Here is a 14,882-nt window from a genome sequence, read left to right on the forward strand (position 1 = left end):
ACCTCCAGTTCCTGTACCAGGGCCGTTCACCCAACTCCGGCGGCGACTACGGCCTCCTGCCCTACCGCCCCGGACTGCTCACCCTGCAACGCTGACCGCGTGCAGGTCCGGCTAGGGCACAGCCGGCGCGGGCGGGTCCGGTGCATACCGGACCCGCCCATCCCACACCAACCCCCACCACCAGGAGGTATCGACAGTGCGAGGACATGCGCCCCCTCCCCTGCCCTCGGGGATCACTGACGCTCACCGAGCGTCCCCCCGCGTTCGAGGACGACTGTTCACTCTCGCCACCGCCGGACTCGCCGCCGCCGTCGGCTTGCTCACCATCACGATGGCGACCGGGTCGGCGTCGGCCGCCGACAACCCGTACCAGCGGGGCCCGGACCCCACCCGGAACAGCGTCGCGGCCGAGAACGGCCCCTTCGCCAACACGTCGGTCAGCGTCCCCAGCGGGAACGGCTTCAACGGCGGTCGGATCTACTACCCGACCGACACCAGTCAGGGCACCTTCGGGGCCATCGCGATCTCGCCGGGATACACCGCTCTGTTCTCCGCCGAACTGGCGTGGATGGGACCGTGGCTGGCCTCGCACGGTTTCGTGGTGATCGGCATCGAGACCAACAGCCGCAACGACTTCGACACGGCTCGGGGCACCCAGTTGCTCGCCGCGTTGGACTACCTGACGCAGCAGAGCACGGTGCGCACCCGGGTCGACCCGAACCGGTTGGCCGTCGCGGGCCACTCGATGGGCGGCGGCGGGGCGCTGAGCGCCGCCATGCGACGCCCGTCGTTGAAGGCGGTGGCCGGCATCACGCCGTACTCGCCGTCGTCGAACCTGGCCAACGACCGGGTGCCCACGATGATCATCTCTGGGCAGGCGGACACGGTGGTGACCCCGTCCTACGCCCTCGGCCTGTACAACAGCATCCCGACCACGACGGAGAGCGTCTACCTGGAGGTCGCCGGTGGTGACCACGGCTTCATGGTCGGCCGGTCGAACCCGGTGCTGATCCGGACCATGCTGCCGTTCCTGAAGACGTTCGTCGACAACGACGCCCGGTACACCCAGTTCCTCTGCCCGCTGGTGGACAACAGCGGCGTCGTCACCTACCGCAGCACGTGCCCGTTGCTGCCGCCGCCGACCGGTACGCCGACGCCGACCCCCACCACGCCCGGGCCGACCACGCCGCCGCCGACCACGCCGCCGCCCGGCTCCGCCAGCGAGATCATCGGTACGCAGTCCGGCCGGTGTGTCGACGTCCCCAACTCGTCACGCACCAACGGCACCCGCGTCCAGCTCTACGACTGCAACCGGCAGACGAACCAGACCTGGACCTACAACAGCTCCACCAAACAACTCCGCGTCTACGGCGACATGTGCCTCGACGCCGCTGGCACCGGCAACAGCGCCGCCGTCCAGATCTACGCCTGCCACACCCAGACCAACCAACAATGGAACATCAACACCAACGGCACCATCAGCGGCGTCCAATCCGGCCGCTGCCTCGACGCCTGGAACACCACCAACGGCGCACAGATCCAGCTCTACGACTGCCACGGACAAACCAACCAGCAATTCCGTCTCGCAGCCAGATGATCGTGACCGACCTGGCCGGTACGCAGGTCTCCCAGCTGCGCAGCCAGGTCTGACACCTGCGAGGTGTGCCTGATGAACCGGGCGGGCTCGACGTCATGTCGGGCCCGCCCACCGCTGCACATCAACGACCCGGGCTCCGTAGGCTTGGGCTGGTGACATCGGTGCGGGAACGGATCAGGGCGGTTCTCGCCGGGTCGGTCGACTACGAGGCGGGACTGGACGCGCTGACCGTCACACCGTCGGTCGACGTCGACCCGGCGCTGGTGGCGGCGCGGGACGAGGCGTTCGCGCGGCTGTGGCGGGGCGGGTGGCAGCCGACCGAGCTGCACCGGGTGGTCGCGCGACGGGGCCTGCCGCGCCAGGCCGAACTGGTGACCGACGCGGTCGCCGCGTACCTGCGACAGTTTTCCCGCGCCACGGTCGACGGGCGGTGGCTGGCGCAGGCGGACACGCTCGGGGCGCAGGTCTGGTGGGCGGACGACGCCGCGTACGTCGACGCGCTCGTGGCCCGCTGGCGGATCGACCGGGTGGCCGTACTCGACCTGGTGTTGGGCCTGCTCGCCATCCTGGCCGCGCTCCCGCCGATCGAGGTGCTCCTCCCACCGCCCGGGTCCGCCGCCGCGCCGGTCGGCCGGTCGGGGTCGTCACGGACCGACGCCCGGCTGCTGGACCGGGTACGCGCCCTGCTCGCCAAGGCGGAGTCGACGACGTTCCCGGCCGAGGCGCAGACGTACACCGCCAAGGCGCAGGAACTGGTCACCCGGCACAGTCTGGACGAGGCGCTGCTGGCAGCGCGTAGCGGTGAGACGGCTCGGGTGGTGCCGTACGCGCGCCGGATCGGTGTGGACCACCCACACGACGGGGAGAAGGCGTCCCTGCTCGCCGCCGTCGCCAAGGCGAACCGCTGCCACACGGTCTGGTCACCGGAGCTGGCGTTCAGCACCGTCTTCGGGTTCGACACCGACATCGACGCGGTGGACCTGCTCTACACCTCGCTGCTGGTGCAGGCGCACCAGGCGATGGCCCGGACCGAACCGCCGGGCGGTAAGGCCGGTCGGAGCCGGCTGAAGGCGTACCGTCAGTCCTTCCTGGTGGCCTTCGCCGACCGGATCGACGAACGGCTGACCGCCGCGGCGCAGGTCGCGTTGGCGCAGGCCACCGATCGGCGGGACGGGAACGGTGCGAGCGACGCGGCCGACCTGCTGCCGGTGCTCGCCGCGCGGGACGAGCAGATCCGCGAGACCATGCGGCGGGTCTTCCCGGACACGGTCCGGTCCCGGGCCATCCGGGTGGACAGCCGCGACGGCTGGGAGTCCGGCCGCCAGGCCGCTGACCGTGCCCGGCTGTGACACGGCGGTATCGCCGGCCGCAGTCCTCGCACGTCACGCCCGGCCGGTCACCACGACGCACCCGACGCCGGTTCGCCTACTGGACCACATGGCTGGGTGAGGGGTCTCGCGGCTACCTACGATGCGGTCCTTCGACCGGAGGGACCTCATGCCTGATCGCCAACTCCCCAGGGCCCGCATCTCGCTGAACCCGATCCAGTGGATGGCCACCGACGACGGTTGGCTCGATCCGGCCAGGGCTCCGGAGAAGCCGGAGCTGTTGTCGTTGGTGAAAGGGGCGGGTTTCGACAGCGTCATGACGGACGTGCCGGCGGGGTGGACCGTGCCACAGTATCGCGAGCTGTTGGACGATCTTGGGCTTGTCCCCGCGCCCGGCTACCTCGTCTGTCGCTCGGACGGCGGGGACGGCCACGAGCAGGCGGTGCTGGACCTGGCGGCGCAGACTGCCCGGGTACACGCCGGGCTGGGGCTCACCGACATCGGTCTGGGTCTGAGCATGGGTGTGAGTCCGTCCCGGCTCAGGCGTCCCGCGCAGGGACAGGATGGGTCGCCGCAGCGGCTCGCCGCGCTCACCGACCTCGTCGATCGGATCGCCGACGTGATGATCGCGGAGGGTGTGCGACCCGCGCTGCACCCGCATGTCGGCACCTGGATCGAGACCGAGAGCGAAGCGCGGGCGGTCCTCGACGCCGTCGCCTCCGGTCGGTTGGGCTTCCTGCCCGACACCGGTCACCTCGCCTGGGCCGGCGCCGACGTCGCGAGCATGATCAGGGATTACGCCGGTCGGATCCCGCTCGTGCACCTGAAGGACTGCCGGCTCGGTGTCGCGGCGGAGAGCCGTGCTGCCGACCGGGACTACCGGGCGACGGTACGGGCCGGCCTCTGGGTCGAGCCCGGGCGTGGTGAGCTGCCGTTGACCGAGTTTCTCGACTGTCTCGGCTCGGAATTCGACGGGTGGTTGATGGTCGAGGTCGATTCACCCGACCTCCCTGATCCGTACCAGAGTGCCGTCGCCTCGGCGACCTGGGCGCGCGGAGTCTTCGGCGGCACGATCGATTGACCACTGCGGTTCTCGCCTCGCGGTTCCGGTGAACAGAACGGCGCGCTCGTGAAACCGCAGTCGGGACGGCGATGGTGGTGCCATGAACGGCAACGCACCAGCAAGGCGAGGCTGTCGGGGCATCGTCGGGGCCCGACATGAGGGGTGAGCCGACCACCTTCGCCCAAGCCGTGTGGGACCGGGCCCGTCGTCTGCCCGAGGACGAGGTCCTGCGGGTGCCGGGACACGAGGTCTGGACCGCTGGGCAGCTGAGGTACCGGGCTGCGGTGTGGGCCGTCGCTCTGTCCGACACCGTCGGCCGAGGTGATGTCGTCGTCACCTGCGTCGACGCCGGCCCGGACGCGGTGGCGCTGACCGCAGCGGTGTCCGCCCTCGGCGCCGTCGAGCTGCCGCTCGGTCACGACCTGCCCGAGGACTGGGCGCACCATCTGGTGGCCACCACCGCCGCCCGCGTGGTGGTCGCGTCGGCCCACCGGGCGCAGGGCCCTCTCCCGGCACAGCTGGCCCGGCGCGTCGGACGTCCACTGCACCTGCTCGACGGAGAGCACCGAACCCTGCCGGCGGATGATCCGGAGGCGCACTCCCTGAGTCCCGCCGAGTTGTCACCCACGGCGCCGGCGCTGATCATGGCCACCTCGGGCACCACCGGCCGGGCGAAGGCCGCCCTGCTTCCGGTCGGCGCCCCGGCCGGGCAGGCGCGCCGGGTGGCCCGGGCGATGAAGTACGGGCCTGACGACGTGCTGCTGAGCTTCTTCCCGTGGCAGCACGTCAACGCCCGGCACGCCAGTCTGCTGCCCGCGATCATCAGTGGCGCCCGGGTGGTGATGGCGCCGCGTTTCTCCGCCTCCGGTTTCCTCGACCTGGTCCGACGCGAACAGGTGACCGCCTTCAACTTCATGGGCGCGGTGTGCATGATGCTCCTCGCGCAGCCGCCGACCAGCAGGGATCGGGACCACCTGCTCACGAAGGCGTACGGCGGACCGGCACCGGCCCGGCTCGTGCGCGAGTTCCGGCAGCGCTTCGGTGTCGTCCTACGGCAGGCCTACGCCTGCACGGAACTCGGTGACGTGGCCGCCACCCCGGTCGACGACCTCCGGCCGGGGGCAGCCGGGCGGATCCTTCCCGACCATCAGGTCCGGATCGTCGACGAGTCCGGTCGTGAGGTCGCCGACGGCACGGCGGGCGAGATCCTGGTCCGGCCCCGCCGACCGGAGCACGGGTTCCTCCGGTACGTCGGTGACGCCGAGGCGACGCGGAGGGCGTGGGCCGGTCCGTGGTTCCGTACCCGCGACCGTGGTCGGTTGGTAGACGGCTGGTTGCGGGTCGAGGGGCGACTCGGGGACGTGATCCGGCGTCGGGGCGTCAACATCGACCCGCAGCACGTCGAGGACGTGCTGCTCGCCCATCCGGCCGTCGCCGGCGCCGCAGCCGTCGCCGTGCCGTCCGAACTCACCGAGGACGAGGTGCTCGCGGTGGTGGTACCCCGCGACGGCAGCCGGGTCACCGCCGAGGAGCTGTGGTCGCACTGTCGGGCGTCGTTGCCCCGCGCGCTGCGTCCCCGCTACCTCACGTTCGAGGCCGCCCTGCCGTACACCGGCACCCACAAGCTCGACCGTGCCGCACTGCGCCGACGCGGTGTTCCCCACGGCGTGTGGGACGCCGATTCGGCTGCTCCTGAGACCACGGAGATGTCATGACCCCTGCACCGCTGCTCCGCGTCCTCGACCTCACCGACGGTCTCGCCGCGAACGCGGTCCGGCTGCTGGTCGGGCTGGGCGCCGACGTCATCCGGGTCCGCACGGACACCGCCGCGCCCGCCAGCCCGCAGGAGGCGCTGCACTGGTACGCCGGCACCCGGCTCCTCACCGTGCCCGAGGTCGAGTTCGACCGGGTGGTGGGCAGCCTGCTGGTCGAGGTCGACGTGGTGCTCGAGTCGGGCCCCGTCGGTGAGCTGCGCACCCTCGATCTGCGCCGGCGTGATCCGGAGGGGTGGGGCCGGGTCGTCCACGTCGTGGTGACGCCCTTCGGACTCACCGGGCCGCGCTGCGGCTGGCTCACCGACGAGAGCGTCGCCGCCGCCTCAGGCGGCATGACCTGGCTGGGCGGCCGCCCGGGGGAGCCGCCCACGCCGCCGCCACGGGGTCAGGCCACCCAACTCGCCGGCACCCACGCCGCCGTCGCGGCACTTCTCGCCGTCATCACCCGCCGCCGGACGGGGCGCGGTCAGCTGGCCGAGGTGTCGGTGCAGGAGGCCGTCGCCGCCACACTGGAGACCGGGGCCATCGCCTGGATCCACGCCGGCACCGTTCCGGGCCGCACCGGTGGCGTCTACGGCCATGTGGCACATCGGGTCTTCCCCACCGCGGACGGCTTCGTCGCCGGCGGCTACTCGGGTCCGGACCGGATGTGGAACGACCTGTTGACGTGGATGGACCGCACGACGTACAAGATCGCGTTCACGATCTCCCGTCGCGGGTGCTTCTCCCTGCGGCCGTCCGTGTTCGGCTCCGGCAACAACGGCTCGACCAACGACCACTGAGCATCAGTCAGGTCGGAAGGGTAGCCACGGCGAGCAGACACCGCGCCACTCTGCCCGCCCCACCAGCAGAAGTCACACCACCACGCCGTCCCCAACAGACCTTCTCAAACACGCTCTGAGCGATCCGGTCAGGCTCGTGACCCATTCTCGGCGAGCACGTGCAGTGCTGTGGGCGTCCGCACGCCCGGACCGCGGGCGGACGTTCCGGCAACCCCTTATCTGACACTCAACCTCCGCCCCGACCCCCTAACCCTGATCCGTGGACTGGTTACGAAAACCTGCCGTCGGATACGGTCCAGCCGTGAAGGGAATCATTCTCGCGGGCGGGACGGGTTCTCGCCTGAGACCAGCGACGACGAGCGTCTCGAAACAATTGCTGCCGGTCTACGACAAGCCGATGATCTATTATCCGCTCTCGGTTCTCATGCTCGCCGACGTGCGAGACATACTCCTCATCACCACCCCGGCGGACCTGCCCCTCTTTCAGCGGCTGTTGAGTGACGGTTCGCAGCTGGGACTCAACCTGAAATACGCGACGCAGTCGGAGCCCAAGGGCATACCGGAGGCCTTCCTCATCGGGGCCGATCACATCGCCGGCGACACCACCGCGTTGGTCCTCGGTGACAACATCTTCCACGGACACGGCTTCTCGGAGCTGCTGCGCCGCAGCATCGAGGCGCTCCGCGGATGCGTGCTGTTCGGCTACCCGGTGGACGATCCGGGACGATACGGCGTGGGCCTGACCGACGATGCCGGCCGTCTGGTCTCGATCGAGGAGAAGCCGGTGGCGCCGCCGAGCAACCGCGCCGTCACCGGCCTGTACTTCTATGACTCGGACGTGGTGGAGATCGCCCGGAGCCTGCGCCCCTCGGCACGCGGCGAGACCGAGATCACGGACGTCAACCGCGCCTACATCGCGCGCGGCACCGCCGAGCTGGTCGACCTGGGGCGGGGCTTCGCCTGGCTGGACACCGGGACCCCGGACGCGCTGATGCAGGCCTCGCAGTACCTACAGACCCTTCAGCAGCGCCAGGGAGTCAGGATCGCCTGCCTCGAAGAGATCGCCCTGCGGATGGGCTTCATCGACGCCGAGTCCTGCTACCGGATGGGCCTGGCGCTGTCCAACGCGCCCTATGGCAGGTACGTGATGGGCGTGGCCGCCGAACACGGCGGTGGCCCGCACGCGGAGGTGCGTTGACGTGCGTACTCTCGTCACCGGCGGTGCCGGCTTCATCGGCAGCAACTTCGTCCGTCGCCTGCTCACCGGCGAGTACCCGGCGCTCGCCGGCCCGGTCCGGGTGCTGGATGCGGTCACCTACGCCGGGAACATGGCCAACCTGGCCCCGGTGATCGACCACCCGGACCTCACCTTCGTGCAGGGTGACATCGCCGACCCCGAGACGGTCCGCGCTGCGATGACCGGGACGGACGTGGTCGTCCACTTCGCGGCCGAGTCGCACGTGGACCGTTCCGTCGCGGGAGCCGGCGTGTTCGTACGGACCAACGTGCTCGGCACCCAGGTGTTGCTGGAGGCGGCGGTGCGGGAGGGTGTCCGCCGCTTCGTCCACGTCTCCACCGACGAGGTGTACGGATCGATCGCGCAGGGCTCCTGGGACGAGGCGGAGCCGCTGTCGCCCAACTCACCGTACTCGGCTTCGAAGGCCTCGTCGGACCTGCTGGTGCACGCCTACCACCGGACGTACGGACTGGACACGTGCGTGACACGGGCGTCGAACAACTACGGGCCGTATCAGTTTCCGGAGAAGGTCATCCCGCTGTTCGTGACGAACCTCCTGGACGGTCTCCCCGTGCCGCTCTACGGCGACGGACGCAACATACGGGACTGGCTGCACGTCGACGACCACTGCCGAGGGGTGGCGCTGGTCGCCGAACGCGGCCGTGCGGGCGAGATCTACAACATCGGCGGCGGCACGGAGTTGGACAATCTGACCCTGGCCCGCACGTTGCTCGACGCGCTCGGTCGGGACTGCTCGATGATCCGGCACGTCCAGGACCGCCAGGGGCACGACCTGCGCTACTCGGTCGACTGCGGCAAGGCGGCGACGGAGCTCGGCTACCGCCCGAGAGTCCCCTTCGCGGAGGGGCTGGCCGCGACCATCCGCTGGTACGAGCAGTCACGGGACTGGTGGGCACCGCTGAAGCGGACAGCCGCGCAAGCCTGAACCGGCGCAGGGCCGGGTCGACTCGACCCGGCCCTGTCGTTCGTACGGTTGTCACTCGGCGATGCGGGTCCGGGTCACCCATCGGTAGACGATCGTCTTCTCCGTACCCGGATCCGTCCGCTCGAAGTGTTCGTAGCCTCCATTGTAATGAATCTTGATCTTGTCGAGGCCAGGGAGAATCCTGCGCCTGCGAAGCTGGAGCGGAAAATTCGTCGGGCCGCCCTCCAGCACGACCTCGATCTCATTCTCCGGATCTGTTACGACGTCGTTGCCGTAAGCCGCAGAGGAATGGTCCATTGCCAGCACCTCTCGCCACAGTCAAGGCACCGATCGGCACCCGTGATAATGCTAGCGAGAGGAAGCGCCGCCGGGACCCTAGTCGTTCCCCTATACGACCCCGTTCTTACGCTTTCAGGAGGAGGTTGAGGCCATTGAGCGAGACCATTCCCGGCATGCTTCCCAGCTCGGCAGCAGGCCCTTTTCGGCGGCCTCGGCGAGTGACGGCGCGGCCGCGTCGCGATCGGAGAGCACAAGCTCCCCGGCCGGCCACCGCACACCGATGTCGGGATCGAGCGGGTGGACGGTGTGGTCGGCGCCCGGCCGGTACCCGGTGGAGCAGAGATAGGTGACGGTGGCGTCCGGGGAGAGTGCGCAGACCGCGTGTCCGAGCCCTTCGGCCAGGTAGACGGCGTGCCGCCCGACATCGTCGAGCGGCACCGCCACGTGCTGCCCGAAGGTGGGCGAGCCGACGCGTACGTCCACCACCACGTCCAGCACGGATCCGGACACGCAGGTGACGTACTTGGCCTGGCCGGGTGGGACGTCGGCGAAGTGGATGCCGCGGATCACCCCGGCGCGGGAGACGACCAGGTTGGCCTGGGCGATCACCGGTTCATGTCCGATCCGGCGGGCCAGCAGATCCGGGCGGTACCATTCAAGTAGTGCGCCGCGGTCGTCCGGCCACTGCGTCGGCCTGATGAGCCAGGCACCCTCTACGGCCAGGGGTTCGATCTCCACGGCGGCTACTCGCGCAGGGATGCCAGCGCGGAACCCCAGGCGACCAACTGGTTGAGCATCGTGTGGAGCGCCTCCTCCTGGTGAGGGCCGGGCTTGAAGACGCTGAAGTGCTCGAAGTCCGTGAACAGCGAGAGACCTACCTGCGCCTGCACGTCGGCCATCTGCAGTTCGGCGACCACCAACCGCAGGTGCTCCACCGCCCGGGTGCCTCCGGCGCTGCCGTAGCTGACGAAGCCCGCTGCCTTGTTGTTCCACTCGGCGTACAGGAAGTCGATCGCGTTCTTCAGAGCCCCGGAGGTCGAGTGGTTGTACTCGGGCGTCACGAAGACGAACGCGTCGAACCCGGCGACCGCGTTGGCCCACGCCCTGGTGTGCTCCTGGCTGTACTGGCCCAGAGAGGCCGGCATGACCTCGTCCAGGTGCGGAAGCTTGTAGTCCAGTAGGTCGATGAGCTGGAACTCGGCATCGCTCCGCTTGGCCGCCACATCGTGCACCCAGCGCGCCACGGCCTCGCCGTTGCGGCGTGGCCGCGTGCTGCCGATGATGATGCCCACCTTGATCACTTCGTCGGTCCTCTCTCGGGATTGACTCGCGGGCCTACATCTAGGCCGCGGCGGTACGCGCAGCGGTGTCGCCGGACATGGCCCGCTCGTGGTCGTCCAACCAGGCGACCGTCTCCCGAAGGCCCAGCAGGAGGGGCCGCGGCGAGAAGCCGATGGTCTCCTTCATCCGGCTCAGGTCCAGCACGCGGTTGGGCGCGCCCGTCGGCTTGTCGGGATTTCGTTGGATCAGCTCCGGCCGGCCGGTGAGGCGGAACAGCAGTTGTGCCAGGGCGAGGACCGAGACGGGCTCATCGGTGCCGATGTTCATGGTCGAGTGGCGCCGGCTCTCCACCATCCGCAGGGTGGCTCGGACCAGGTCGTGGACGTGGACGAAGGTACGACTCTGGGAACCGTCGCCCCAGATCTCCACCGGCCCACCGGAGCGGATCCGCCGCAGCATCGTCGGAATCACTCGCCCGGAGCCGGGCACCGGCCAGTCACGCGGGCCGTAGACGTTGGTGGGGCGTGGCACGAAGATACGCATGCCGAACTGCTCCCGGTGCAGCTCCGCCAGGATCTCTAGGAACGTCTTGGACAACAGGTACCCGTTGGCCGTGTATCGCATGTCCCGGCGGTAGTCGTCGTCCTCGCGGCGGGGGGTCTCGGACGTGCCCGCGTAGACCTCCGCCGAGCCCATCAGCACCACGTCCGGCACGTCGTACTCGCGGGCGCAGTTGAGCACGTTGGAACCGATGCGCAGATTCGCGTCGAGGATCTGGGCGGAGTGCCGGAGCTTGAACTCGGTGTTGCCGTCGAGCGCGGCGCAGTGGACGATCGCATCCAGCCTCGGGGCCACGTACCGACAGGCGGCGCGCAGTTCGGCGTAGTCGAGCAGGTCCAGACGGAGCGTCCGGAGCCTGGGGCGGGGGTCCAGGCCGCTGGGCACCTCACGGCGGTGCACGCTGATCACGCGGGCCTCGCGGGCCAGCAGTTCCTCCACGAAGTGCGACCCGATGAAGCCCATCCCGCCGGTGACGAGCACCGTCTTGCCGGCCCACCGGTCAGTCTCCATGGGAGACCTCCCGGCGTCCACCGCTGGTGGCCTCGGCGGTCTGCGACGGCGTCTCGTCGACGCCGTGGGCATCGGCCGTTTCGCCGGGCGGGGGCCCGGGCGGACCCTGCGGGGCGGGCGCGGAGCGCAGCATCACCAGTGCGAGCACGATGCCGATCACCAACACCACCGCCGAGGTCGCGAAGGCGAGGTGGAAGCCGTCGTTGAGCGCGCCGATCGGGTCCGCGCCCTCGCCGACCAGGTTGCGGGCCCGCACGTCGGCCACGGTGGCCAGCACCGCGAGCCCGATGGTGCCGCCCGCCATGCCAGAGGTGCTGGCCAGCCCGGATGCGACGCCTGCGGTCTGCGGCGTGGCGGTCGACATGGCGAGCGTCATCACGGCGGGCATCGCGAGACCGGCACCGGCTCCCAGGAACACCGCCATCGGCAGCACGTCCACCAGGTACTCCGCGTTCGCCGGAGCACGGGCGGCCAGCAACAGGGCGGCGGCGATCAGCGTCAAGCCGGCCAGCAGGACGTTGCGCGGGCCGAATCGCACGTTGAGCCGGGCGGACAGGCCGAGCGAGACGACCGCCAGCACCACCGCGATCGGCAGGAAGGCGAAACTGGCGCCGACAGGGGTGTAACCCAGCACACGCTGGAGATACAGCGCGCCGAGGAAGTTGAAGCCGAACAGACCGATCGTCATCGTGACCTGCACGAGGTTGGCACCGGAGACGATGCGGCTGCGGAAGAGCGAGAGCGGCACGAGCGGATTGGCGGCCCGCGTCTGGCGGATCACGAAACCGGCGAGCAGCGCCACCGAGAGGGCACCGAGGCCGAGGGTGTGGCTGGAGCCCCAGCCGTACTCTCCGACCTTGACGATCGTGTAGACGCCGAGCATCAGCCCGGCGGTCACCAGAAACGCACCGAGCAGGTCGGCTCCGGCCTTCACACCGAGCCCCCGGTCGCTGATGATCAGAGGGACGGCGAGCGCGACGGCGAGCACGCCGATCGGCGCATTGATGAAGAAGACCCAGTGCCAGCTGATCCCCTCGGTGAGGATGCCGCCGGCCAGCACGCCGATGGACCCGCCTGCAGCGGCGACGAAGCTGAATGCCGCGATCGCCTGGCCCCGCTCCCGGTCTTCTCGGAAGATGGTGATGACGATGCCCATGACCACCGCGGCGGCCATGGCTGCCCCGCCACCCTGCAGGAACCGGGCGGCGATCAGCATCTCCTGGCTGTTGGCGACGCCGCAGAGCATCGAGGCGACGGTGAAGACGATCAAGCCGGTCATGAAGACCCGTTTGCGACCGAACACGTCGCCGAGCCGCCCGGAGAGCAGCAGCAGGCCACCGAAGGAGATCGTGTAGGCGTTCACCACCCAGGCCAGGTCGGCCTGGCTGAAGCCGAGGTCCTCCTGGATGGACTTGAGCGCCACGTTGACGATGCTCGTGTCGATGATGACCATCAGCTGCACCGAGCAGAGGACCCCGAAGGCGAGCCAGCGAGACCTGGCGGGCTGCGGAGCGGCGTCGACCATTGTGGTTCCTTCCTGTCGTGCGCGCGTGGCGGCACCGGTCGAACGGACGATACCAGAAAGGTCCGTTCGAGAAGGTTCCGTTGAAGAAAAGCCTTCCCGTTCGGCTTTCAACTGCAGAAACGCCCGTTCGACGCGGTGTCAACGGATGCTGTACGGGTGCGTGAAGACGCCGTGCGGGTCGTACTGGCGCTTCACCCGACGCAGCCGTTCGTAGTTACGTCCGTAGTGCAGCCGCGCCCAGTCGGCCGGCATCACGGAGCTGGGGAAGTTGATGTAGGCACCGCTGCTCACCCCGGCCAGCGCCGCCGCGACGCCCTGGGTCCACGCCTCGGCCGCAGCCACCCGATCGGCCGGCGGGGTCGGGTCGTCCACACCCACCTGGGCCCCGATCAGGAAGGCGGCGTCCCGGTGCGCCCACGCGGTGCCGTGCGGGGAGCGCTCGGCGGCGGCGCCTCCCAGCGCCATGCACTGCAGCCACTGATGCATGCCCGCGTCCAGCCCACGCCGCCAGGCCGCGACCACGCGTGCGGCGGCGCGAGCGGTCAACGGAGCCGCTGCCAGGCGGTACGCCTGGCGCTGGAAACCGGTACGGGGCAGCACCGCGCTCGGGTTGTACCCGACCCGATGACACTGGTCCACCGTCAACGACTCGCAGCCGTACGACTGTTTCATCGCCTCGGCGTAGGCCGACTCGTTGACGACGAGGCTCAACGGCGGCTCCCCGGCGCGCTCGGTCAGTTCGGCGAACGCCCTGTCCAGCCCGGCGCGGGCACCCAGATGAACACCGGTGATCAGCACCATCTCCGCGCCCCCGCCGTCGACCGGCGGCACCAGGAGCAGTGAGGACCCCAGTTCATGCGGCGCGGCGGCGCACCACGCGGTCCACTCCGCCAGCAGTGTCTCGGCCCGCTCCCCCGGCCACACCGCCGTGTACCGCACGAGGGTGGGCGCAGCGATCGGTTGGACCTCGTAGTCGACGACCACGCCGAAGTTGCCACCGCCACCGCCGCGCAGCGCCCAGAACAGGTCGGGTTCCTCTCGGGAGGAGGCACGCACGTACCGCCCGTCGGCGAGCACCACGCCGGCGGAGACCATCCGGTCGCTGCCGAGGCCGAACTTCCGGGTCTGCCAGCCCACGCCGCCGCCGGTGATGAATCCTCCCGCGCAGACCGTGGGACAGGTTCCGGTCACGATCTGTCGACCTCGAGCGGCGAGCGCGGTGAGCGCGTCGATCGACTGCACGCCCGACCCGAGCCGTACGGTCGACGCCCCGACGCCGACGTGGTTGATCCGGGACAGGTCCACGACCAGGCCGGGGCCGGTCGACCAGCCGGCGAGGTTGTGTCCGCCGCTGCGGACACGCAGGGAGACGCCGTGGTCCTGGGTGAAACGGAGGCAGGCTCGCACGTCCGCCGGAGTCTCGCAGTAGGCGACAGCAGCCGGTCGAATCGCGTCGTACTGGGCGATCTGCAACTGTCGGGCGTAGTCGTAACCGGCGTCCGCGGGAAGCACCAGGTCGCCCTGGAGCAGATGCCGCAGACGCCACCAGGGCAGGCCGCCGGCGACTGCCGACCCGCCGGCCCCGACCGCTGCGGTGGCGAGGGCGAGGCTCCCGCCGACGCGCAGCATCGTACGTCTACTGATCATCGTGGCCCCCTGAATGAGATAACGTCCCAGAAGAATGGTTATGCCGAATCACGGACCTGATCGGTCGCGTCGCCTGATTCCGGCGCTCATTGACCCGAGCATAGGGACGTAAAGGGCGGACGGATACCCCACAACGCCCCCTAGCGCTCTGGTCACACCAGGGCGAGAAGCGTTTATCGACAGTTCGGCACTCAGTCGTCCGGCAGGTCGAACACCTGCCCGACCGGCCGACCGCCGACCGGCGTTGCCGCCGGCCCTGCACCACGCCGCCCAGCAGGCCGATCCGAGCGTGATTCACTCGTGCGGATCGAGCCGCTGACGCGGGGACACCGGACGGGATCCGGGGCAAGA

12 protein-coding genes and 2 pseudogenes are annotated in these 14,882 nt (G+C 69.9%); 7 read left to right on the plus strand and 7 right to left on the minus strand.

The annotated features are described in order from the left end of the window. Positions 1-331: 331 nt before the first annotated feature. The 5 genes and pseudogenes from ACIBO1_RS29725 to ACIBO1_RS29745 form a co-directional block, all read left to right on the plus strand. Positions 332-1,597 carry a ricin-type beta-trefoil lectin domain protein gene (locus ACIBO1_RS29725; RefSeq protein ID WP_396752234.1) on the plus strand — a complete coding sequence of 422 codons (1,266 nt, stop codon included), beginning with the start codon at positions 332-334 and terminating at the stop codon, positions 1,595-1,597. A gap of 152 nt (positions 1,598-1,749) precedes the next feature. Next, entirely contained in the window at positions 1,750-2,946 is a 1,197-nt protein-coding gene (locus ACIBO1_RS29730; RefSeq protein ID WP_396752237.1) for a DUF2786 domain-containing protein, read from the plus strand. Between the two features lie 148 nt (positions 2,947-3,094). After that, positions 3,095-4,006: a sugar phosphate isomerase/epimerase family protein gene (locus ACIBO1_RS29735; RefSeq protein ID WP_396752240.1), complete on the plus strand. Its 912-nt coding sequence runs from the start codon at positions 3,095-3,097 to the stop codon at positions 4,004-4,006. A gap of 137 nt (positions 4,007-4,143) precedes the next feature. Next, entirely contained in the window at positions 4,144-5,703 is a 1,560-nt protein-coding gene (locus ACIBO1_RS29740; protein WP_396752242.1) for an AMP-binding protein, read from the plus strand. Further along, positions 5,700-6,389 (plus strand): annotated as a pseudogene (locus ACIBO1_RS29745) (CoA transferase); the annotation flags it as partial. The gene ACIBO1_RS29740 and the pseudogene ACIBO1_RS29745, both read left to right, overlap by 4 nt. Before the next feature lie 47 nt (positions 6,390-6,436). Here ACIBO1_RS29745 and ACIBO1_RS29750 read toward each other — a convergent pair. Then, positions 6,437-6,586: pseudogene (locus ACIBO1_RS29750) on the minus strand (transposase); the annotation flags it as partial. Between the two features lie 260 nt (positions 6,587-6,846). Between ACIBO1_RS29750 and rfbA the strand changes: the two are divergent. Then, the gene (gene rfbA / locus ACIBO1_RS29755; protein WP_396752245.1) at positions 6,847-7,743 is read left to right on the plus strand and encodes a glucose-1-phosphate thymidylyltransferase RfbA; all 897 of its coding nucleotides are present in this window, start codon (positions 6,847-6,849) and stop codon (positions 7,741-7,743) included. Position 7,744: 1 nt separating this feature from the next. Next, positions 7,745-8,728, plus strand: a complete 984-nt coding sequence (rfbB, locus tag ACIBO1_RS29760; protein ID WP_396752248.1) for a dTDP-glucose 4,6-dehydratase — start codon at positions 7,745-7,747, stop codon at positions 8,726-8,728. A gap of 51 nt (positions 8,729-8,779) precedes the next feature. Here the strand turns inward: rfbB and ACIBO1_RS29765 are convergent, their stop codons facing one another. From ACIBO1_RS29765 to ACIBO1_RS29790, 6 genes are all read right to left on the minus strand, one after another. Then, a complete protein-coding gene (locus ACIBO1_RS29765; RefSeq protein ID WP_396752250.1) occupies positions 8,780-9,025 on the minus strand; it encodes a DUF5988 family protein in 246 nt (81 codons plus the stop codon). A 114-nt stretch (positions 9,026-9,139) separates the two neighbouring features. Beyond that, on the minus strand, positions 9,140-9,745 hold the full coding sequence (locus ACIBO1_RS29770) for a dTDP-4-dehydrorhamnose 3,5-epimerase family protein (RefSeq protein WP_396752252.1): 606 nt from the start codon (positions 9,743-9,745) through the stop codon (positions 9,140-9,142). Positions 9,746-9,750: 5 nt separating this feature from the next. After that, positions 9,751-10,308 carry an NADPH-dependent FMN reductase gene (locus tag ACIBO1_RS29775; RefSeq protein WP_396752255.1) on the minus strand — a complete coding sequence of 186 codons (558 nt, stop codon included), beginning with the start codon at positions 10,306-10,308 and terminating at the stop codon, positions 9,751-9,753. Between the two features lie 40 nt (positions 10,309-10,348). Continuing rightward, positions 10,349-11,359: an NAD-dependent epimerase/dehydratase family protein gene (locus tag ACIBO1_RS29780; protein ID WP_396752257.1), complete on the minus strand. Its 1,011-nt coding sequence runs from the start codon at positions 11,357-11,359 to the stop codon at positions 10,349-10,351. Further along, on the minus strand, positions 11,349-12,995 hold the full coding sequence (locus ACIBO1_RS29785; RefSeq protein WP_396752259.1) for an MFS transporter: 1,647 nt from the start codon (positions 12,993-12,995) through the stop codon (positions 11,349-11,351). The genes ACIBO1_RS29780 and ACIBO1_RS29785 overlap by 11 nt, the downstream gene beginning before the upstream one ends. A gap of 27 nt (positions 12,996-13,022) precedes the next feature. Continuing rightward, positions 13,023-14,531: an FAD-binding oxidoreductase gene (locus tag ACIBO1_RS29790; RefSeq protein WP_396752261.1), complete on the minus strand. Its 1,509-nt coding sequence runs from the start codon at positions 14,529-14,531 to the stop codon at positions 13,023-13,025. Positions 14,532-14,882: the final 351 nt, after the last annotated feature.

The sequence above is a fragment of the Micromonospora sp. NPDC049903 genome (genome assembly GCF_044460945.1).
Lineage (GTDB): Bacteria > Actinomycetota > Actinomycetes > Mycobacteriales > Micromonosporaceae > Micromonospora.

Bases quoted from the DNA above. Each gene is read 5' to 3' on its own strand.
- ACIBO1_RS29740 (WP_396752242.1), top strand. From the start codon at position 4,144: ATGAGGGGTGAGCCGACCACCTTCGCCCAAGCCGTGTGGGACCGGGCC.
- ACIBO1_RS29735 (WP_396752240.1), top strand. From the start codon at position 3,095: ATGCCTGATCGCCAACTCCCCAGGGCCCGCATCTCGCTGAACCCGATC.
- ACIBO1_RS29725 (WP_396752234.1), top strand. From the start codon at position 332: ATGGCGACCGGGTCGGCGTCGGCCGCCGACAACCCGTACCAGCGGGGC.
- ACIBO1_RS29790 (WP_396752261.1), bottom strand. From the start codon at position 14,531: ATGATCAGTAGACGTACGATGCTGCGCGTCGGCGGGAGCCTCGCCCTC.
- ACIBO1_RS29765 (WP_396752250.1), bottom strand. From the start codon at position 9,025: ATGGACCATTCCTCTGCGGCTTACGGCAACGACGTCGTAACAGATCCG.
- ACIBO1_RS29780 (WP_396752257.1), bottom strand. From the start codon at position 11,359: ATGGAGACTGACCGGTGGGCCGGCAAGACGGTGCTCGTCACCGGCGGG.